16 protein-coding genes and 2 pseudogenes are annotated in these 19,978 nt (G+C 70.5%); 13 read left to right on the top strand and 5 right to left on the bottom strand.

Features of this window, described 5'->3' with window-relative positions:
- Positions 1-12 precede the first annotated feature (12 nt).
- The 3 genes from ACFPZI_RS09210 to ACFPZI_RS09200 form a co-directional block, all read right to left on the bottom strand.
- The gene (locus tag ACFPZI_RS09210) at positions 13-1,227 is read right to left on the bottom strand and encodes a serine hydrolase domain-containing protein (RefSeq protein ID WP_381360697.1); all 1,215 of its coding nucleotides are present in this window, start codon (positions 1,225-1,227) and stop codon (positions 13-15) included.
- Positions 1,228-1,270: 43 nt separating this feature from the next.
- Complete coding sequence (locus tag ACFPZI_RS09205; RefSeq protein ID WP_381360694.1) at positions 1,271-2,083, bottom strand: SDR family NAD(P)-dependent oxidoreductase; 813 nt, start codon at positions 2,081-2,083, stop codon at positions 1,271-1,273.
- Between the two features lie 267 nt (positions 2,084-2,350).
- A complete protein-coding gene (locus ACFPZI_RS09200) occupies positions 2,351-2,728 on the bottom strand; it encodes an ASCH domain-containing protein (RefSeq protein ID WP_381360691.1) in 378 nt (125 codons plus the stop codon).
- A 170-nt stretch (positions 2,729-2,898) separates the two neighbouring features.
- Between ACFPZI_RS09200 and ACFPZI_RS09195 the strand changes: the two genes are divergently transcribed.
- The 11 genes from ACFPZI_RS09195 (at position 2,899) to ACFPZI_RS09145 (ending at position 14,881) form a co-directional block, all read left to right on the top strand.
- Positions 2,899-4,095 carry a 4-hydroxybenzoate 3-monooxygenase gene (locus ACFPZI_RS09195; RefSeq protein ID WP_381360688.1) on the top strand — a complete coding sequence of 399 codons (1,197 nt, stop codon included), beginning with the start codon at positions 2,899-2,901 and terminating at the stop codon, positions 4,093-4,095.
- A 2-nt stretch (positions 4,096-4,097) separates the two neighbouring features.
- Positions 4,098-4,787 carry an HD domain-containing protein gene (locus ACFPZI_RS09190; protein WP_381360686.1) on the top strand — a complete coding sequence of 230 codons (690 nt, stop codon included), beginning with the start codon at positions 4,098-4,100 and terminating at the stop codon, positions 4,785-4,787.
- Positions 4,788-4,934: 147 nt separating this feature from the next.
- On the top strand, positions 4,935-5,750 hold the full coding sequence (locus ACFPZI_RS09185; RefSeq protein WP_381360683.1) for an IclR family transcriptional regulator: 816 nt from the start codon (positions 4,935-4,937) through the stop codon (positions 5,748-5,750).
- A 399-nt stretch (positions 5,751-6,149) separates the two neighbouring features.
- On the top strand, positions 6,150-7,409 hold the full coding sequence (locus tag ACFPZI_RS09180; protein WP_381360680.1) for a cytochrome P450: 1,260 nt from the start codon (positions 6,150-6,152) through the stop codon (positions 7,407-7,409).
- A 3-nt stretch (positions 7,410-7,412) separates the two neighbouring features.
- Positions 7,413-8,483 (top strand): PEP/pyruvate-binding domain-containing protein, encoded by a 1,071-nt coding sequence (locus ACFPZI_RS09175; RefSeq protein ID WP_381360677.1) that lies wholly within the window; start codon positions 7,413-7,415, stop codon positions 8,481-8,483.
- Between the two features lie 23 nt (positions 8,484-8,506).
- Complete coding sequence (locus ACFPZI_RS09170; RefSeq protein ID WP_381360675.1) at positions 8,507-10,324, top strand: PEP-utilizing enzyme; 1,818 nt, start codon at positions 8,507-8,509, stop codon at positions 10,322-10,324.
- A gap of 6 nt (positions 10,325-10,330) precedes the next feature.
- Entirely contained in the window at positions 10,331-11,095 is a 765-nt protein-coding gene (locus ACFPZI_RS09165; protein WP_381360672.1) for an SDR family NAD(P)-dependent oxidoreductase, read from the top strand.
- 21 nt (positions 11,096-11,116) lie between these two features.
- A complete protein-coding gene (locus ACFPZI_RS09160) occupies positions 11,117-11,437 on the top strand; it encodes a 2Fe-2S iron-sulfur cluster-binding protein (protein ID WP_381360669.1) in 321 nt (106 codons plus the stop codon).
- Between the two features lie 6 nt (positions 11,438-11,443).
- The gene (locus ACFPZI_RS09155) at positions 11,444-12,712 is read left to right on the top strand and encodes an NAD(P)/FAD-dependent oxidoreductase (protein WP_381360667.1); all 1,269 of its coding nucleotides are present in this window, start codon (positions 11,444-11,446) and stop codon (positions 12,710-12,712) included.
- 13 nt (positions 12,713-12,725) lie between these two features.
- Positions 12,726-13,397: an HD domain-containing protein gene (locus ACFPZI_RS09150; protein WP_381360664.1), complete on the top strand. Its 672-nt coding sequence runs from the start codon at positions 12,726-12,728 to the stop codon at positions 13,395-13,397.
- A complete protein-coding gene (locus ACFPZI_RS09145) occupies positions 13,394-14,881 on the top strand; it encodes an aldehyde dehydrogenase family protein (protein ID WP_381360661.1) in 1,488 nt (495 codons plus the stop codon). Before ACFPZI_RS09150 ends, ACFPZI_RS09145 begins: the two co-directional genes overlap by 4 nt.
- A gap of 142 nt (positions 14,882-15,023) precedes the next feature.
- On the opposite strand, the pseudogene ACFPZI_RS09140 reads toward ACFPZI_RS09145, so the two are convergent.
- Both ACFPZI_RS09140 and ACFPZI_RS09135 read right to left on the bottom strand, forming a co-directional pair.
- Positions 15,024-15,537 (bottom strand): annotated as a pseudogene (locus ACFPZI_RS09140) (TetR/AcrR family transcriptional regulator).
- Positions 15,538-15,760: 223 nt separating this feature from the next.
- Positions 15,761-16,015: pseudogene (locus ACFPZI_RS09135) on the bottom strand (ATP-binding protein); the annotation flags it as partial.
- Positions 16,016-16,076: 61 nt separating this feature from the next.
- Between ACFPZI_RS09135 and ACFPZI_RS09130 the strand changes: the two are divergent.
- A complete protein-coding gene (locus tag ACFPZI_RS09130) occupies positions 16,077-16,268 on the top strand; it encodes an SAM-dependent methyltransferase (RefSeq protein ID WP_381360658.1) in 192 nt (63 codons plus the stop codon).
- A gap of 397 nt (positions 16,269-16,665) precedes the next feature.
- The gene (locus ACFPZI_RS09125; protein ID WP_381360656.1) at positions 16,666-19,941 is read left to right on the top strand and encodes a LamG-like jellyroll fold domain-containing protein; all 3,276 of its coding nucleotides are present in this window, start codon (positions 16,666-16,668) and stop codon (positions 19,939-19,941) included.
- The last annotated feature ends 37 nt before the right edge of the window (positions 19,942-19,978 follow it).

The raw sequence follows: 19,978 nt of genomic DNA, 5'->3' as shown, positions 1-19,978 counted from the left end.
TCCTTTCGCTGGTCAGACGCTGGTTGCCGCGGAGGCGGCGATCGACGAGAGCCTCTGGAACCGGGCGACGTTGTCGCCCTCGTCCATCACCCCGGAGGAGAGGAAACAGAAGGACATGCCCGAGACGGGGTCCACCCACAGCAGGGACGAACCGGCCCCGTAGGAACCGAAGGTTCCCGGGGAGACGAACGGGCCGAAGAAACGCGCGTGCGTTCCCGTGCCGGCGAGGGCCATGCCCAGGCCCATGTTCCCCGGCGGGAGGTCCCACTTGCGGGCGGCGGCGACCATCCCGTACAGGTCGTTGATCTGGTCGCCGGTCTGGTTGGTCACGGCGAAGTCCAGCACCGACTCCCCGATGAGCTGCTCGCCGGAAGCGGTCCGCCCCTTGGTGCGCAGCATCTCGGTGAAGGCGAAGACGTCGTCGATGGTGGACACCGCGCCGACCCACGGCATCTCGGCGTCCTCGCGGTCGATGACGTCGTTGAGGCACTCGATGTCCTCGGGCTTGAGCCAGGAGTCGTTGGCGACGATGACCTTCAGCGGCACGCCCAGGTCACGCCACTTCTCGGGCATCCCGAACCGGGTGTGCGCCATGCCGATGGGGTCGAAGACCTTCTCCCGCACGAGCTCCCGGAACGAGTCGGCACCGTAGGCGCGCCGGGCCATCTCGCCCATGAGCGCGTGGTTGATGGCCGCCGAGTAGTTCAGGTTCGTGCCCGGCTCGTGCACGACGTCGACGTCGGCCAGCGCCTCGATGACATCGGCGAGCACGGCGAAGCCCTCCGGGCCGAGGCCCGGGTTGGGCGTGGCGGGCATGCCGGCCCGGTGCGTGAGCAGATGGGCGAGGTTGATCCGGTCCTTGCGCGCCGCACGGAACGGCTCGGTGCCGAAGAACTCGGGAATGAGGTCGACGACGCGCGTGGAGAGCATCAGCCTGCCCTCGCTGAGCGCCCGGAGGACCAGGGCGTTGGTGAAGCCCTTGGACATGGACAGGATGCGGTAGACGTCGTCGCGCCGGGTCGGGCGGCCGGTGTCGACGTCGGCCAGACCGTAGGTGCCGCGCAGGGCGACCCGGCCGTGGCGGGCCACGATGATGTTCGCCCCGTGGTAGGCACCGTCCGCGATGTCCGCGCGGATGGTGTCGTCCAGGACCTCGAGGAAGCGGCGTTCGACGCCGGGCGTCTCGGTGAGGGCGACAGTGGGGTCAGGGGCCTCGGTGTGCTGCACTGATCTTCTCCGTCCGGTGTGTTGAGGATGTCGGCGAGGTGGGTCAGAGCATCAGGGCGCCACCGGAGGGCGCCAGCGTCTGGCCGGTGTAGTGCCCTGCCGCGTCCGAGGCGAGGAAGAGGACCGTGCGGCCGATCTCGTCGGGCTCCGCCAGCCGCTTCAGCGGCTGGAGGGCGAGCAGCGCCTGGACGTGGTCGTCGCCGGACGCCGTGAGCATGGGGGTCCTGATGCCGGCCGGGGCCAGGGCGTTGACCCGGATGTCGAACGGGGCGAGCTCGGCCGCGACCGCCTTGGTGAGGCCCACGACCGCGGCCTTGGACGCCGGGTAGTAGGCGGGCATCGGCAGACCGATGAGCCCTGCCACGGAGGCGAAGTTGATGATCGACCCGCTGCCGCTCTCCTTCAGCAGCGGTACGGCGGCACGGATCGCGTAGAAGGTGCCGTTGAGGTTGATCGCGACGACCCGGTCGAAGTCCTCGTCGGAGATGCCGCCCAGGAACTCCGGGTGGTAGGTCTCACCGGTCTTGAAGGACTCGGTCATCCGGTGGTTGATCCCGTCCACCCACGCCTGCTTCTCCTTGTTCGGCGTGGCGACACCGGCGGCGTTCACGAGGATGTGCAGCCGGCCGTGGTCCTCCCGGACCCGGTCGAAGACCCGGTTCACCGCGGCGGAGTCGGACACGTCCGCGGCATGGCCCCGGACCCGCTCCAGGCCGTCGAAGGCGCGGTCGAGATTCTCCTGCCTCAGATCCATTCCGTAGACCGTGGCACCGGCTTCCGCCAGGGCCTTCACGGCGGCCAGGCCCATGCCCGATGCCGCACCGGTCACGACCGCGATCCTGCCGTCGAGTTCCATAGACGATCCCCTCGTCGTTGAGGTGTGGACCTGCCGCGTTATGGCAGGTTCTGCCTTCCAGCGGTGAAGTCCGGCCAACCTAGCCAAGAATTTGACACCTGTCTAGGTTTGGTTTCCCGGGACGGACGGATGCCGGATCTCCCCCCGGTCCGAAGCGAAGGCCTGCTCCGCAGGGGTGCGAAAGCCGCCCCACAGCCCGACACCGCCGCCCCCGCTGTGAGCGGGGGCGGCGGTGTCGGAGGAGAAGGCGAGGGATCGCCGGGAGCGTCAGGCGGCCCGCACCACCCGGAAGGTCAGGCACACGAGGGGAGTGCCGTCCTTCACCGGTGTGCCCTCGCGCTCCCAGAAGCGACGATGGCCGGCCCGCCAGTCCTCGAGGGAGGCGTCGCCCTCACCCTCGGCGGCGGCGTGCTCCCACGTGACCTCCGCGAAGGACGTCAGATCCACACCAGTGATCTCGATCGTGGCGACGGAACGGCCCTCGTCGTCCAGCAGGGCCAGCCGCTCACCGGCGAACTCCAGTCCCTCGCTCTCCTCGACGTACTCGGCCAGCAGGCCGGTCGTGGCGGTCTTCCGTCCGGCCAGGACGAGAGAGTTCAGCTCGTCACGCAGCCCGCCCGGGGTGCCGAGTTCCAGTGCGCGCATACCGCCGACCCGTGGCCACATGTTCCTTACCGCCCTGCTCCATCAACCGTGTGAAACACGGATCGCTCTTCGGCCGGCCATTGTGGGCCGGGCCCGCGACGGCCGATCCGTTTCCACTGGACGGAAGAGGGCCCTGGCCCGGCGGCCCGGACGGACGCAGAATGACGGCCATGTCATCCTCGCGCGTCCACAGCCGTACGCAGATCGGCATCGTCGGTGCCGGCCCGGCCGGGCTCATGCTCTCCCATCTGCTCGCCCGTGCCGGGATCGACTCCGTCGCGGTCGATCTGCGCAGCCGTCGCGAGATCGAGGAGACCCACCGCGCCGGGATCCTCGAGCAGGACTCGGTCGACCTGCTGGCCGGCACCGGCGTCTGTGACCGGGTGCACCGCGACGGCCACCGCCACGACGGGATACAACTCGCCTTCGGCGGGGGCGCCCACCGGATCGACTTCCAGGCTCTGGTCGGCGCCTCGACCCAGCTCTACCCCCAGACGGACGTCTTCATCGACCTCGCCGACGCCCGCGAACGCGACGGCGGCGACGTCCGGTTCGGCGTCACCGACGTGTCGGTCGACGGCCTCACCTCCGACACCCCGGCCATGCGGTTCACCGACGCCGACGGCACCGCCCACGAGATACGCGCCGACTTCCTGGTGGGCGCCGACGGGTCACGCAGCCTGTGCCGCCGCGAGGTGCCACAGGCCCGGCGTACGCAGTACTTCCGCGAGTATCCGTTCGCCTGGTTCGGCATCCTGGCCCAGGCGCCGCCCAGCGCTCCGGAACTGATCTACAACCACTCGCCGCGCGGCTTCGCGCTGATCAGCCGGCGCACCGAGACCGTCCAGCGGATGTACTTCCAGTGCGACCCCGCGGAGGACGCCGCCGCCTGGTCCGACGACCGGATATGGGACGAGCTCCAGTCGCGCGTCGGGGCCAACGGGCACACGCTCAAGGAGGGGCCGATCACCTCCAGGACGGTGCTTCCGTTCCGCAGCTTCGTCCAGGAGCCGATGCACCACGGGCGGCTGGTGCTCGCCGGTGACGCCGCGCACACGGTGCCGCCGACCGGCGCCAAGGGCCTCAACCTGGCGCTCGCCGATGTGCGGGTCCTGGCCGAGGAACTCGAGCGAGCGGTCGCGAGCGGTGACACCGCCCCGCTGGAGACTTACAGCGAGCGGGCGCTCGGCAGGGTCTGGAAGGCCCAGCACTTCTCGTACTGGATGACCACGATGCTGCACACCCTGCCGGAGGCCACCCCGTTCGACGTACGGCGCCAGGAGGGCGAACTGGCCGCGGTGACCGGCTCGACCGCGGGCTCGACCTACCTCGCGGAGGCCTACACCGGCTGGTCGGAAGGGCGATGACCATGGCACTGCCCCGCCAGGAACCGACCGCCAACCAGCTCGGCGAGGACGTCACCGGCTTCCTCCCCGACCGGGCGGGCGTACCCGGCACCGCGGGCTTCCGGCCCGAGGACGACGCCGTATGGCAACTGGCCGTCGACCACCTCCACGTGCGCGGCAACGACGGCCACACCGCCTACTCCTACGGCCTCGCCGCCGCGCTGTGCGACCTGCACCTCGAGGCCGACCGCGACGTCGTGCTGCCCGCGATCATCCTCCACGACACCGGCTGGTCGAGGGTGCCCGAGGACGAGGTGCTCGACGCGATCCGCCCCGGCGGTGGCCGCCCCGACCTGGTCCTCCACCACGAGAAGGAGGGCGCCGCGATCGCCGCGGAGATCCTCCACCGGCTCGGCCACGATCCCGTACGGGCGGCGGAGATCGTCGAGATCGTCGACGGCCACGACTCCCGGCGCACCGCGCTCTCGCTCAACGACTCGCTGGTCAAGGACGCCGACAAACTCTGGCGGCTCACCCCGCACGGCGTGGACACCGTGATGGACTGGTTCGGGCTGACCCGCGAGCAGGCGCACACATTGATCGGCAGCCGGGTCCACGATCACCTGTTCACCGACGCCGCCCGCGCCATGGCCCGCGCCCTCGCCGCGGTGGTGACGATCGACAGCGCACCCCAGCGCACCGCACTGGGCTGAGTCCTGCCCACGCCACCGCCGGCCGACGTCGCGCACCCCGCCGACGTCGCGCACCCCGCCGACGTCCGCACCCGGCGCGGCCGCTCCGCGCTCGACGGGCCACCCACCGTGCGCGACGATGCCACCCCGACGATCTCTGGAGGTGCCATGCGCGGTGACGGCCGCACGGTGACCTCGAAGGCGCTCGCCCTCCTCGGCGCCTTCGAGAGCGGACCCACCGCGCTGTCCCTCAGCGACCTCGCCGAGCACGCCGACCTGCCCCTGCCCACCGCGCACCGCCTGGTCGGGGAGCTCGTCGAGTGGGGCGCGCTGGAGCGCGACGAACAGGGCCGCTACACCGTGGGCCTGCGCCTGTGGGAGGTCGCCCAGAACGCGGGACGACACCTGCGCGACACCGCGCGGCCCTACCTGCAGGACCTGTTCTCACTCACCCACGAGACCGCGCACCTCGCCATCCGGGACGGCGACGAGGCGCTCTACATCGACCGGATCTACGGCTCCACCCGGGTCCCGCGTGCCTCCCGCGTCGGCGGGCGCCTGCCGCTGCACGCCACCGCGGTCGGCAAGGTGCTGCTGGCCCACGAGGAGGAGTGGGTACGCGAGGCGTACCTCGCCCACCGGCTCCAGGCGGCCACCCGGTACACCCACGTCAATCCCGGACGGCTGGCCGCGGAATTGCGCAAGGTCCGCGACGAGGGCTTCGCGACCACCCAGGAGGAGGTCCGCGAGGGCTCGTGCTCGATCGCCGTCCCGGTCCGCATCGAACCCCATCCGGCCGCCATCGGCCTGGTCATGCTGTCCAGCAACGCGGCCGCCATGACCCGCCACCTGCCGACCCTGCGGGGCGTCGCGCGCCGTATCGAGGTGGCCGCGGCCCGTCCCCAGCCCAGCCTCGTCCGCATCCCGCGACGGTCCGGCCGCCGGAATCCGCGCTCCGGCCCGGACGCCGGCTCCACCTCCTGACCTTTCCCGGACCCCGGACCCCGGACCCCGGACCCCGGACCCCGGACCCCGGACCCCGGACCCCGGACCCCGGACCCCGGACCCCGGACCCCGGACCCCGGACCCGGTTCCCGGACCCGGTTCCCGGCTCGTCCGGAACACCCTTACCAGCCTTCTGACCTGTCCTGGACGCCGGCCTCACGTCGTGTCCCGTCCCGTGCGTCCCACCCAGCCCCTGACCCGTCCCGCCCGCCGAATCCGCTGCCCGGCTGGGCGCCAAGCCACCCGACCCTGCGCCACCCGCTTCCTCCCGGCGGACCCACTTCCGCTCAACGGAAGTGGCGCGTGGACCTCCTGGTGTGGCCGGGGTCACGATGGGCCGGTCGTCGTACGGCGACGAGACGAACAGGAGGCGCGACGATGACGTCGACCCAGACCCCGGCCGGCACGGCCCAGGGCTGTCCGCTCCATCACGGCTACGAGCCCTTCGCCCAGGACGACCCGTTCCCGTCGTACGCCGCCCTCCGCGCGGAGGAGCCGGTCAGGTACGACGAGCGGATCGGCTGCTGGGTGGTGAGCCGGTACGACGACATCAAGGCCGTCTTCGAGGACTGGGAGACCTTCTCCTCCGAGAACGCCCAGGCGCCGGTGCGCGAGCGCGGTCCACAGGCGAAGCAGATCATGGAGGAAGGCGGCTTCACCGCCTACTCCGGCCTCTCCGCCCGGGTCCCCCCGGAGCACACCCGGATCCGCAAGGTCGCCGCCAAGGCGTTCACCCCGCGCCGGTTCAAGGTGCTCGAACCCGACATCCGCGCCAACGTCGTACGGTTGCTCGAAGCGATGCTGGCCCGCCCCGAGCGCCGCGGCGACCTGGTCCGAGACCTGGCCTACGACGTCCCGACGATCACCATCCTCACCCTGATCGGCGCCGACGTCTCGCAGATCGACACCTTCAAGCGCTGGTCGGACTCCCGCTCGGCCATGACGTGGGGCGACCTCTCCGACGAGGAACAGGTGCCGCACGCCCGCAACCTCGTCGAGTACTGGGCGGAATGCCGCCGGCTGGTCGCCGAGGCCCACGAGACCGAGCGGGACAGCCTGGTCGGCGACATGGTCCGGATGCAGGCCGAGGGCGACCCGATCAGCGACCACGAGATCGCCTCGGTCTGCTACTCACTGCTCTTCGCCGGACATGAGACCACCACCACACTGATCTCCAACGCCCTGCGGGTACTGCTGTCCCACCCCGACCAGTGGCGGCAGGTCGTCGAGGACCCCCGCCGTATTCCCGGCGCGGTCGACGAGGTGCTGCGCTACAGCCCCTCCATCGTCGGCTGGCGCCGAAAGGCCCTGCGCGACGCCGAGATCGGCGGTGTGGCGGTCCCGAAGGGCGCCGACATCCTGCTGCTGATGGGTTCGGCCAACCGCGACGCGTCCCGCTTCGAGGACGGCGAGTCCTTCGACATCGGCCGGGCCAACGCCCGTGAGCACCTGTCCTTCGGATTCGGCATCCACTATTGCCTCGGCAACATGCTGGCCAAGCTCCAGGCGAAGATCACGCTCGAGGAGACCGCCCGCCTCGCGCCCGGCCTCCGCCTCGCCGGCGACTCCGACATCCACTTCGGTGACAACCTCTCCTTCCGCGCGCCCGCCGCGGTCAGGGTGACTTGGGAGGACTGACCCGTGAACGACTCCATCGTCTTCTTCGACAGCGGCCACGCGCCGGCACTCGAACTGCTCGGCGGCAAGTGCGCCTCACTGGTCTCCATGACCACCGCCGGCATGCCCGTACCGCCCGGATTCGCCGTGACCACGGCCGCCTTCGACCGCTTCGTCGACGGCAGCGGACTGCGCGAGGAGATCCAGGCCGCACTCGCCGAGATCGACCCCGACGACGTCGCGTGCGTCGACCGGGTGTCGGCGAGGATCCGGGCCGCCATAGAGGCCCGGGACGTCCCCGACGACATGCACGGCATGCTGCGGGACGCCTACGACACCCTGATGTCGCGGTTCCCCGACGAGGTGCCGGTCGCGGTCCGCTCGTCCGCGACCGCCGAGGACCTCCCCGACGCCAGCTTCGCCGGCCAGCAGGACACCTACCTCTGGCTCACCGGCTACCCCGCGGTGCGTGAGCACGTACGACGGTGCTGGGCCTCGCTCTACACCAGCAGGGCGATCATCTACCGGCTGCGCAACAACATCCCCGAACAGGACCTGTCGATGGCCGTCGCGGTGCAGAAGATGGTCAACGCCCGCTCCTCGGGCGTCGCGATGACCCTCGACCCCGCCAACGGCGACCGCTCCAAGATCGTGATCGACGCCTCGTGGGGAGTCGGCGAGATGGTGGTCTCCGGGCAGGTCACTCCCGACAACATCCTGCTCGACAAGGTCATGCTCGCCGTGGTCGGCGAGCACATCGGCGACAAGCACGCCGAACTCGTCCCCGACCCGCGGACCGGCTCACTCGTCGAACGCGAGGTCGAGCCGGACCGCCGCGCGGTCCGCTGCCTGACCGACGACGAACTGCTCGCCGTCGCGACCCTGGCCAAACGGGCCGAGAAGCACTACGGCTGCCCGCAGGACGTCGAGTGGGCATTCGACGCCGACCTGCCCGGCGGCGAGAACCTCCTGCTCCTGCAGTCCCGCCCGGAGACGGTGCACTCCGCCGCTCCGGCCGCTCCGGCCGCCCCCAGGGCCTCGGGCCCGACCGGCTTCTCCATGACTGGTCTCACCTTCTCCCTCACCGGCCGCTGAGCCCGAACCGCAGAGGAACCCGCATGACCATCGAACAGACCATGAAGTCCTTCCCGAAGCCCTCGGAGATCGAGGTGCCCGCCGGTGCGCAGGGGTGGGAGAAGCTCTACCCCTACAACCTCGTCTTCGACAACGCCCCCGGCGGCGACGAGAAGTTCTGGTTCTGCGACAGCCAGCACTGGCCCACGGTGTTCAAACCGTTCGAGACCATCGGCGGCGAGTTCGCGGTCAAGTGCCTCGGCCAGTACAACACCCGCCACCTGCTGATCCCGCCGGCGAACGGCATCGAGTTCAAGATCCACCTCGGTTATCTGTACATGAGCCCGGTGCCGGTGCCGGAAGGCGAGATCGCCGCCCGCGTACCGGAGTTCGAGCGCCGCGCCGGCCACTACTTCCAGAACTGGGACAGTCTGCTGGAGGCCTGGCACTCCAAGGTCCGCGCCACGATCGACGAGATGGAGGAGCTCGAGTTCACCGCGCTGCCCGACGTCGTGCCGTTCGACGACATCGTCTCCGGCAAGGCCATGGACGGCTCCCAGGTGCTGATGGAGAACTACGACCGCCTGATCGCCCTGCTCTACCGCAACTGGCAGTACCACTTCGAGTTCCTCAACCTCGGATACCTCGCCTACCTCGACTTCTTCGGCTTCTGCAAGGAGGTGTTCCCGGGCATCCCCGACCAGGCCATCGCGAAGATGGTGCAGGGCGTCGACATGGAACTGTTCCGGCCCGACGACGAGTTGAAGAAGCTCGCCGTCAAGGCGGTGGAGATGAGGCTCCAGTCGGCGTTCGCCGACCCGGACGACGTCGAGGGCACCTTGCGCGCGGTCCGCGACGCCGGCGGCGAGGAGTGGCTCGCGGTGTACCAGGCCGCGCAGGACCCGTGGTTCAACTTCACCGTCGGCAACGGCTTCTACGGCCACGACAAGTACTGGTTGGAGCACCAGGAGATCCCGCTCGGCTACATCAAGGACTACATCCGCCGCCTCGACGAGGGGCAGGACATCATGCGGCCCGTCGCCGAGCTGATCGCCGAGAAGGAGCGGATCGTCGGGGAGTACAGCGACCTGCTGCAGGACGACGTGCGGGAGCAGTTCGACGCCAAGCGCGGCCTCGCGGCCACCGCCTACCCCTACGTCGAGAACCACAACTTCTACATCGAGCACTGGACCATGGGCGTCTTCTGGCGCAAGGTCCGTGAGCTCGCCCACGTGTTCACCGACGCCGGCTTCTGGGCCGACCCCGCCGACATGCTCTACCTCAACCGCAACGAGGTCCGCGACGCGATCTTCGACCTCGTCACCGGCTGGGCCGTCGGCGCCGAGCCGACCGGCCCGCACTACTGGCCGGCCGAGATCGAGCGGCGCCGCGGCATCATCGACGCGCTCTCCACCCGCCGCCCGCAGCCGGCGCTCAACACCCCGCCCGCCCAGATCACCGAGCCCTTCACGATGATGCTCTACGGCATCACCACCGACCAGGTCCAGCAGTGGCTGGCCGGGGAGGAGGGCGACGACGGTGCCATCACCGGCATGGCCGCCTCGCCGGGCGTGGTCGAGGGCGTGGCCCGCCTGATCACCTCCGCCGACCAGCTCGGCGAGGTCCAGGACGGCGAGATCCTCGTGGCCACGATCACCGCGCCGTCCTGGGGCCCGATCTTCGGCAAGATCAAGGCGACCGTCACCGACATCGGCGGCATGATGAGCCACGCCGCCATCGTCTGCCGCGAGTACGGCCTGCCCGCCGTGACCGGCACCGGCTCCGCTTCGACCACCATCCGCACCGGCCAGCGCATCCGCGTCGACGGCACCGCCGGCCGTGTCGAGATCCTGGAGAGCTGAGCCACCATGTCGCTCCCCAACTCTCAGGCGCCCGCCCGCACCGTCCTCGTGACCGGTGCCGCGGGCGGCCTGGGCCGGGCCTTCGCCCTCGGCTTCGCCGGCCGTGGCTACCGCGTCGCCGTCGCCGACCTCGACACCGACGGCGTCAAGGAGACGGCCCGCCAGGTCCAGAACGCCGGAGCCGACGCCTGGCACGGGCATGTCGACGTCACGGACACCGACTCCACCGAGGAACTGGCCGTGCGGGTCGCGGACTTCGGTGGCGGCCGGATCGACGTCCTCGTCAACAACGCGGCGGTGTACGGCACCGTCACCCGCTCGCCGCTGGAGGACATCGACCCCGCGGAATGGGACCTCGTGATGGCGGTCAACCTCAAGGGTCCGTGGCTGATGACCCGCGCCGTCAGCCCGTACCTGCCCGAAGGCGGCCGGGTCGTCAACCTCTCCTCGGCCACCGTCTACAGCGGCTCGGCGAACTGGGCGCACTACGTCGCCTCCAAGGGCGGCGTCATCGCGCTCACCCGCGTGATGGCCAAGGAGCTCGGCCGCCGCTCGATCACCGTCAACGCGATCGCGCCGGGCTTCACGCTCACCGAGGCGAGCCGCGGCCTGCTCGAGGACGCCGAGTCCTACGGCGTCGACCGCGGCTCCCTGCGGCGGGCCAGCCGGCCCGAGGACATCGTCGGCGCCGCGCTCTACCTCGCCGGCCCCGACAGCGACTTCGTCACCGGCCAGACCCTGGTCGTCGACGGCGGCCGTCAGTTCATCTGACCTCGATCCAGGAGGAAAGTCATGCCCCAGGTCACCTATACCGACCACACCGGCGCGTCCCGCACGGTGGCGGCCAACGTCGGCGACTCGGTCATGGAGACCGCGGTCCGCAACGGCGTACCCGGAATCGTCGCCGAATGCGGCGGCTCCCTGTCCTGCGCCACCTGCCACGTCTACGTCGACCGGGCAGGACTCGACCAGCTCCCGCCGCCGGAGGAGATGGAGGACGAAATGCTCTGGGGCGCCGCCGACGAACGGCGGGACACCTCCCGCCTCTCCTGCCAGCTCAAGGTCACCGAGGGCTGCGACCTGCACGTGACCACTCCGACCACCCAGGTGTGAGCGATCATGGCTGACGGACTGCTGATCATCGGCTCCTCACAGGCAGGCGTCTCGCTCGCCACCTCCCTACGGGCCCTCGGGTACGAGGAACCGGTCACCCTGCTCGGCGACGAGAACCACCGCCCCTATCAGAGGCCCGCCCTGTCGAAGGAATGGCTGCAGGGCGAGATCACCAACGAGAAACTGATGTTCCGCACCCAGGAGTACTGGGCCGAACACCGCATCGACGTGGTGAAGAACGAACGCATCATCCGCATCGACAAGAACGACGACGGCTCGGGCGTCGCCCACTCCATGTCGGGCGCCGACTTCGCGTTCGACCGGCTTGCCCTGGCCGTTGGCGCACGCGCCCGCCGGCTGCTGCTCGACGGCGTCGGCCTGCCCGGTGTGCTCTACCTCCGCAACGCCGACGACGCCCTCGAACTCAAGGCCCGGGTACCCGGCGTGCGCGAGGCGGTCGTGATCGGCGGCGGCTTCATCGGCCTCGAGGCCGCCGCGTCCCTGGCCAGGATGGGCCGCTCGGTCACCCTGATCGAGGCGGCGCCCAGGCTGGTCCCGAGGGCCGTCGGCGAAGAGACCTCGGCATACCTCCTCGACCACCACCGGGCCGCCGGCCTGGACATCCTCCTCGGGGCCTCGGTCCGCCGGATCGTCCCGCGCGGCGACCGGGTCGGCGGCGTCGAACTCGCCGACGGCCGGGTGATCTCCGCCGACCTGGTACTGGTCGGCGTCGGCGTCATCCCCAACACCGAACTCGCCGAATCCATCGGCCTGGTGTGCGACAACGGCATACGGGTCGACGAGTCCGCCCTGGCCTGCGACAAAGTCACCGTCGCCGTCGGCGACTGCGCCAACCTGCCCAACCCCGTCCCCGGCGCCCCCGAAGGCGACCGCGTCCGCTTCGAGAGCGTCAACAACGCCATCGAGCAGGCCAAGGTGGCCGCCTACGCGATCACCGGCCGCCGCGAGGAGTACGCCGGCATTCCCTGGTTCTGGTCCAACCAGGGCACGATCAAACTCCAGATCGCCGGGCTGTCCACCGGCCACGACCGCACCCTGGTCCGCGCCGCCCCCGAGCGGGGCAAGCACTCGGTCCTCTACTACCGCGGCGAGCGCATCCTGGCCGCCGACTGCGTCAACAGCCCGCTGGACTTCATGGCCGTCCGCAGCGCGCTGTCCAAGGGCCAGTCCATCCCGTACGACGCCGCCGGGGACCCGTCCGTCCAGCTCACATCAGTGACCGTCGACCCGGCCGCCCTGGTCGCGGCCGACTGAGAAAGGGAACACCATGCCCACCGCGCTGCCCACCGAGCGCCCCATACAAGCGCCCGGAACGGTCGACACCTCACCGATCTCCCTGACCCCGGCCACCGGTGACGACCTCGACCCGATCTGGAAGGCGGTCGTCCCCGAGACCCGCACGCGCGGCAACGACATCCACCTGCCCATCTCGCTGGCCTACGCCGAACGCCTGTGCGACGCCTTCCCCGGCGCCGACCGGCAGCTGGTGCGGGTGGCGATCCAGCTGCACGACACCGGGTGGGGGAGGGTCGACGAGGAGCGCATCCTCGCCGAGGGCTTCTCCGGCGACTGGCGCAAGGCCGAGATCCGGTTCGAGCACGAGCGGCAGGGCTGTGTTATCGCCCGCGAGGTACTGCCCCCGCTCGGCTACGACGACGCGTTCGTGCACGAGGTCTGCGCGATCATCGACGGGCACGACACCCGCAAGGAGGCGTATTCGCTGGAGGACGCGCTGGTCCGGGACGCCGACCGGCTGTGGCGCTTCGACCACGCCGGGATCGCCCTGGCGTCCGGCTGGTTCCGCATGGACCCCGCTGTCTACAGCGACCGCCTCGAGGCGGAGATCATCCCGGAACTGCTCACCGCCCCCGCCGTCGCCATGGCCACCGCCACCCTCAACCGCTCGCGCGCCCTGCTCAAAACGGCCGTGATCCGATGAGCACCCTCCACGCCCGCCCGGCGGCCGTACGGCCCGAGCCCCGGTGGACTCACGTCGACGACCACTACGTCGACGGCGCCTGGACCCGCTCGACCGCCACCGCGCGGCTCCCGCTGGTCGACCCGGCCACCGGCCGCACCTGGGGATCGGTACCGGACGGTTCGGCCGACGACGTCGACGCCGCGCTCACCGCCGCCGACCGGGCCTTCCGCACCGGCCCGTGGTCACGCACCACGCCGTCGCAGCGGGCCGCGCTGCTGCTGCGCATCGCCGACGAGGTCGAGGCCCGCGCCGCGGAGACCGCGTCGGTCAACACGTTCGAGAACGGCTCCCCGATCAGCGAGACCCGCGGCGCCGCCGCGAATGCCGCCGGCATTCTGCGGCACGTCGCCGGGCTGGCGTCCTGGCTGGAGACCGAGGACGTCCGGCCGTTCCCGGCGGGCGGCGCCGAAACCGTCGTACGCAAGGACCCGGTGGGACCGTGCGTGCTGATCGCCCCCTGGAACTTCCCGATCAACCTCATGGTGGTCAAGCTGGCCCCCGCCCTGCTCGCCGGCTGCACCGTCGTCATGAAACCCGCGCCCGTCACCTCGCTGTCGATCCGGTGCGTGGTCGAGGCGTGCGAGGCCGCCGGCCTCCCGCCCGGGGTGGTCAACCTGGTCACCGGCGGCGGCGACACAGGCGACCGGCTGGTACGGCACCCACTCACTGCGAAGGTGGCCTTCACCGGATCGACCCCGGTCGGCCGCCGCATCGCGGCCGCGTGCGGCGACCTGCTCCGGCCGGTCACCCTCGAACTCGGCGGCAAGTCCTCGGCGATCGTGCTCCCCGACGCCGACCTCGGAGAGATGGCCTCGGCACTGATCCGCACCTGCCTGCGCAACACCGGGCAGACCTGCTACATCTCCACCCGCATCCTGGCCCCGTCCGCGCGCTACGAGGAGGTGGTCGACAGGGTCACCCGCACGGTGGCGGCCGCCCCGCAGGGCGACCCCTTCGACGAGGGCACCGTGTTCGGACCGATGGCCTCGAAGGCGCAGTACGACGTGGTGCGCGGCCACCTCGAAGCCGCTCACGCGGAAGGGGCCCGCGCCACCACCGGAGGACGTCCCGCGGAAACGGACCAGGGCTGGTTCATCGAGCCGACCGTCTTCGCCGACGTCACCCCGGACATGCGGATCGCCCGCGAGGAGGTCTTCGGACCAGTGCTGAGCGTCCTGCGGTACGACGACGTGGACGAGGCCGTCGCCCTAGCGAACGACACCTCGTTCGGGCTGGGCGGCGTCGTGTTCTCCGCCGACCGGGCGGCTGCGCAGGCGGTCGCCGAACGCATGGACACCGGATCCGTCGGCGTGAACTTCTTCGGCTCCAACCACAACGCGCCCTTCGGCGGCCGGCACGACTCGGGTCTCGGCGTCGAGTACGGGATCGAGGGCCTGTCCCAGTACGTCGCCTTCAAGTCGATCCACCGTCGTACCGACTGACACCCGGCCGCAGCGGCCCGCGAGGGGGCACCAGCCGGTCGGCGAAGCGGTAACAAGGGTAACGGGGAGGCCGCAGTCAGCGCTTTACGGCCGCGGCCTTCCGGCACGGGAACGCAACGGCGAAAAGGGGCACCCGTGGGCGTCAGCTCGGCTGCCGCAGCCCGGTGACGAGGAGGTCGACCAGCCGGCGTGCGTCGTAGCGGGGATCGCTGTCCGCGCCGATGCAGAGGTTCCCTACGCCGCGCATGAGCGCGTATGCCTCCACGCCGGAGCGGATCTTCCCGGATGCGGTCGCGGCGGCGAGCAGCTGGGAGCACACGGGCACGAGCCGGTCGAGGAAATGGGCGTGCGGGGTTTCGAAGCCGGCGTTGTCGGACTGCAGCACACCGGCGATTCCGTGCTTGGTGACCAGGAAGTCGACGAAGAGACTGATCCATTCCCGCAGCGCTGCGTGCGGCGTCGCGCTGCTCTCCAGCAGGGCCGGACCGGCCTCGGCGCAGGCCTCGACCTGGTGCCGGTAGACGGCGATGATGAGATCGGCCCGGGTCGGGAAGTGGCGGTAGATCGTGCCCCCCGACACCGGCCTCGGCCGCGACGGCGCGCACCGGCGCATCCACGCCCGAGGTGACGAAGACGGTGGCCGCCACGTCGAGCAGTGTCTTCTCGTTGCGCCGGGCGTCCGTCCGCTTGGGCCGGCCCGCGTGCCCCGCTCCGTTGCTGCCGCTGCCGCTTCCGGTGTTGCTCCCTCCGCTGCCGGACCTGCGGTACAGAACGTGGTTCTGTACCGCAGGTCCGGCAGCGGAGTTCTGTTTGGCCCATGATGTCGGAGCACGGGCCGGGCGGCGACCGACAGCAGGCGCGGGCGGACCGGTGGCACGCTCAGGAGCGAGTCGTGCGCAGCGTCGCCCAGACGGTCCGGCCGCCCCCGTACTCGGCGACCCCCACCCCCCAGCACTCCGACAGGGCCCTGACCAGCAGCAGCCCGCGTCCGGCCTCGTCCCGGGAACCGGCCCGCCGCGTCCGGGGCGAGGACGGGCCGCTGCCGTCGTCCGTGACCTGGATCAGCACCAGGTCCGGTGTGGCTCCCAGGGTGCAGGCGATTCTCCGGCTGCTCGTGTGGAGGACGGCGTTGTTGACGTGCTCCCTGGCCTAAAGGTACACGTCAGAGCAGTCCTGAGATGCATTCATCCCCGGCGTGAACGCCGGGGCTTTCTGCAAGAGTCCCGGTAAGGAGCTCGCTCACCACCAACGCCGCAGGTTCTTCACGGGACTCGAGCTGATCGCCCTCGGCATAGAACTCGCGGAGCGCTGGCACCCGGAGTCCGGGGAGCAGCACAGCCGAAGTGAGCAGATCCCGTTGTACGTCGGAGTCGCCCGCATTCCCTGAGGCCTGCGCCGCCGCGGCACGCCACAGTCCTCCGTGGCCCGCCGCGGCACCCCGCCCCCGTCCGGGCCGGTGCGACAGCGGCAGCCCGCCGTGAACATCCCCTGTTGTATGCCCCCTCACGCGCCCGCGAAGACCGTCGGCCCGCCCCGGCGGTGCCGGTTCCTGACGGCCGGCCGGCTGTGCGCGAGGTCTGGACAGTCGTCGGGCGACGTGTTGTCATTCCGCTGCACAGTGAATTTCCAACGTTGAAAGGTTCTCTGGCCATCGCAGTGCCGGTGCCGTGCCGTACCGGCGGGCCCGCGTCTGCCGCCGGTGAACACCCTCAACCGGCCCGGCCGTTCACCTGATGCAGTCCGTTTCGTCCTGTCTCCAAGCCCCCTGCGCGAGGAAAGGTTCGATGACAAGACAACACACCCGCCCGAGAGCCCGATGGTGGGCTCTGCTGACCGCCGCGGCCCTGGTCCTGCCCACGAGCGCCGCGGTTCCCGCCGCGGCGGCCGCGGAACCCGCGAGCAGCAGCACGTCCGCGCGTACCGCCGGTGCGGCAGCCGATGCCGCCGTCGAGCAGCACGGCCTGAAGGGCGAGTACTTCAGCATGTCCGCGCCGGGAGCCAGGGACTTCGCCGAGCTCGGCGGCACCCTCCTGGAGCCGCAGATCAACTTCTCCGGCCTGACGAGCACCTTCGAGGAACTGACCGGGAGGACGGAGCACACGACCGCCCGCTGGACGGGGCAGATCGAGACGCCGACGACCGGCGACTACACGTTCTACGCCATCGGCGACAACGGATTCCGCCTCTTCATCGACGACAAGCCGGTCATCGACCACTGGGAGCCGGACTGGGACAGGGAACAGACCAGCGAGCCGATCAGGCTGGCCGCCGGTGAGAAGCACACCTTCCGGCTGGAGATGTTCCAGGACCTCGGCGGGTCGAACATGTTCCTGCGCTGGTCGAGCCCGACGACGCCCAAGCAGCTCGTCCCCGAGTCGGCGTTCACACCGCCCGCCGGCTTCGAGGTCTTTCCGGTGGACCTGTCGGTCACCGAGGACGGCAAGCGGCTGCGCGCCCGCTTCGAGGAACGGGTCGGCGACCTCGACGAGGTCGCCGAGCACCTGAAGATCGAGGCCGACACGACCGCCATGCCGGTCACGTCGGTGAAGGCCGCCCCCGGCGACCGCGCCTCCCTCCTCGTCACGCTCGCGAAGCCCATCCAGGAGAACCAGCAGGTCCGGTTCACCTACGACGGCGAAGGCGGGCTGACGGCAGGGGGCAAGACCGTGCCCCGGATCGTCCGCTACGCCACGAACGCCTCCGGCCACCGGCTCACCACACCGTGGGGCGACAAGCTGGACAGGAAGAACCCGCTGCCGGAGCACCCCCGCCCGCAGCAGGTGCGCTCCCAGTGGAAGAACCTCAACGGGACCTGGCAGTTCAGCGGTGCGAAGGCGGGCGAGCAACCGGTCTTCGGCAGGAACCTGGACGAGAAGATCACCGTGCCGTTCCCCGTCGAGTCCCAGCTGTCCGGGCTCGAACGACACGAGGACCACATGTTCTACCGCAAGCTCGTCGAGGTGCCGAAGAACTGGAAGGTCGGCCAGGGCAAGCGACTGAAGCTCCACTTCGGCGCCGTGGACTACCAGGCCCGCGTCTGGGTCAACGGCAAGAAAGTCGCCGAACACACCGGTGGCTACACCGCGTTCAGCGCCGACATCACCGACGCGCTCAAGGGCAGGGGAGCGCAGGAGGTCGTGGTCGCGGTCACCGACACCGGCGGCGCCGACCAGCCGACGGGCAAGCAGCACACCCGTCCCAGCGGCATCTTCTACACCCAGTCGTCCGGGATCTGGCAGACGGTCTGGATGGAGCCCGTCGCCGACACGGCCATTGACAACGTCGTCACCACGCCCGACATCGACACCAGCAGCCTGGCGGTGACCGTCGAGTCCGAGGGCGCCTCCTCGAAGGCGCGCGTGGAGGCCGTCGCCCGCGACGCCCGCGGGAAGGTCGTCGGCAAGATCAGCGGACCTGCCAACCGCCGGCTCCAACTCCCCGTGACGAAACAGCACCTGTGGAGCCCCGACGACCCCTACCTCTACGACCTCGACGTCAGACTGACCGACGGCAGGTCGGCCGACAGGGTCGGCAGCTACTTCGGTATGCGCGAGATCGGGATCGAGGAGGTCGGCGGCTACCAGAAGCTGGTGCTCAACGGAAAGCCCGTCTTCTCCCTCGCCACCCTCGACCAGGGCTTCTGGCCCGACGGCCTCTACACCGCCCCCAGCGACAAGGCGCTGGCCTTCGACCTCGAGGCACACAAGAAGCTCGGCTTCAACGCCGTCCGCAAGCACATCAAGGTGGAGCCGGCGCGCTGGTTCTACCACGCCGACAAGCTCGGCCTGCTGGTCTGGCAGGACTTCGTCTCCGGGAACATCACCAACGGGACCGGACAGAAGGCCTTCGTCGACCAGGGCCGCGAGATGATGCGCCAGCACCACAACTCGCCCTCGGTCATCGGCTGGATCGTCTTCAACGAAGGCTGGGGCGAGTGGAACCGCGAGGAGAGCGGTCGCATCGCCGAGTCGGTGAAGGCCGCCGACCCCTCCCGCGTCGTCAACGCCCACAGCGGTGTCAACTGCTGCAACTCCAAGGGCGACTCGGGCAAGGGCGACATCATCGACCACCACGACTACAACAACGACGACCCGCCGTTCCCCGACCACCGGGCGGCCATGGACGGTGAGCACGGCGGCTTCACCCTGCGCACCCCGGGCCACATGTGGCCGGGCACGCCGACGGTGATCTACAGCGGGGTCGCCGACAAGGAGGCGCTGACCCGCAAGTACGTGGAGAACACCGAGCGGTTCTACCTCGACCAGGCCGCCGCCGAACTCTCCGGTTCGGTGTACACACAGATCACCGACCTGGAGAACGAGCTGAACGGCCTCTACACCTACGACCGCCGGGAGATCAAGGTCGACCCGGCCCGGGTGCACGAGGTCAACCGCAAGGTCATCGCGGCCGGCGCCGCCGCGGGCGAGCGGGAGCAGCTGAAGGGCGGCGGCCACTGGACACTCGACGAGGGCACCGGCACGACCGCGAAGGACGACGGCCCCAACGGCAAGCCCCTGACGCTCACCGAGGGCGCCGGCTGGACCCCCGGCGTCAGCGGCAGCGCGCTCGAGTTCGACGGACAGGGGCAGCACGCCGAGACCGGCGGCCCCGTGCTCGACACCACCGGCAGCTACTCCGTCGCCGGCTGGGTCAGGCTCGACTCGCTCCCCGGCAACTACGCCACCGCGATCAGTCAGGACGGGCGGCGCCAGGCCAGCCCCTTCTACCTGCAGTACGGGCAGGGCGCCTTCGCCTTCAGCACCCCCGACGGGAAGCGCGCCCGGCTGGAGACGAAACCGGACACGGGCCGCTGGTACCACCTCGTCGGTGTCCGTGACGACGCGCGGGGCGAGATCGACCTCTACGTCGACGGCAAACCGGCAGCGACCTCCACCGCCGGCCCCGCCTACGTCGGCTCCGGACCGCTTGCCGTGGGCCGCGCCCAGTGGAACGGCGGCGACACCGACTTCTGGGACGGCGCGGTGGACGAGGTCCACGCATACGACAGGGCACTCACCGCCGAGGAGGTGAGCGCCCTGCACGACCGGGAGAAGCCCTAGGCGGGCGGTCGGCAGGCACGGGCGACCGTGCCTGCCG

It is taken from the genome of Streptomyces chlorus (assembly GCF_042655885.1).
Classification (GTDB): Bacteria; Actinomycetota; Actinomycetes; order Streptomycetales; family Streptomycetaceae; genus Streptomyces; species Streptomyces chlorus.
This window is presented reverse-complemented; position numbering and strand designations above follow the sequence as displayed.

Excerpts from the sequence above, each read along its gene's own strand:
- ACFPZI_RS09205 (WP_381360694.1), bottom strand. The coding sequence starts at position 2,083 with ATGGAACTCGACGGCAGGATCGCGGTCGTGACCGGTGCGGCATCGGGC.
- ACFPZI_RS09200 (WP_381360691.1), bottom strand. The coding sequence starts at position 2,728 with ATGCGCGCACTGGAACTCGGCACCCCGGGCGGGCTGCGTGACGAGCTG.
- ACFPZI_RS09195 (WP_381360688.1), top strand. The coding sequence starts at position 2,899 with ATGTCATCCTCGCGCGTCCACAGCCGTACGCAGATCGGCATCGTCGGT.
- ACFPZI_RS09190 (WP_381360686.1), top strand. The coding sequence starts at position 4,098 with ATGGCACTGCCCCGCCAGGAACCGACCGCCAACCAGCTCGGCGAGGAC.
- ACFPZI_RS09185 (WP_381360683.1), top strand. The coding sequence starts at position 4,935 with ATGCGCGGTGACGGCCGCACGGTGACCTCGAAGGCGCTCGCCCTCCTC.
- ACFPZI_RS09180 (WP_381360680.1), top strand. The coding sequence starts at position 6,150 with ATGACGTCGACCCAGACCCCGGCCGGCACGGCCCAGGGCTGTCCGCTC.
- ACFPZI_RS09170 (WP_381360675.1), top strand. The coding sequence starts at position 8,507 with ATGACCATCGAACAGACCATGAAGTCCTTCCCGAAGCCCTCGGAGATC.
- ACFPZI_RS09165 (WP_381360672.1), top strand. The coding sequence starts at position 10,331 with ATGTCGCTCCCCAACTCTCAGGCGCCCGCCCGCACCGTCCTCGTGACC.
- ACFPZI_RS09160 (WP_381360669.1), top strand. The coding sequence starts at position 11,117 with ATGCCCCAGGTCACCTATACCGACCACACCGGCGCGTCCCGCACGGTG.
- ACFPZI_RS09155 (WP_381360667.1), top strand. The coding sequence starts at position 11,444 with ATGGCTGACGGACTGCTGATCATCGGCTCCTCACAGGCAGGCGTCTCG.
- ACFPZI_RS09150 (WP_381360664.1), top strand. The coding sequence starts at position 12,726 with ATGCCCACCGCGCTGCCCACCGAGCGCCCCATACAAGCGCCCGGAACG.
- ACFPZI_RS09145 (WP_381360661.1), top strand. The coding sequence starts at position 13,394 with ATGAGCACCCTCCACGCCCGCCCGGCGGCCGTACGGCCCGAGCCCCGG.
- ACFPZI_RS09125 (WP_381360656.1), top strand. The coding sequence starts at position 16,666 with ATGACAAGACAACACACCCGCCCGAGAGCCCGATGGTGGGCTCTGCTG.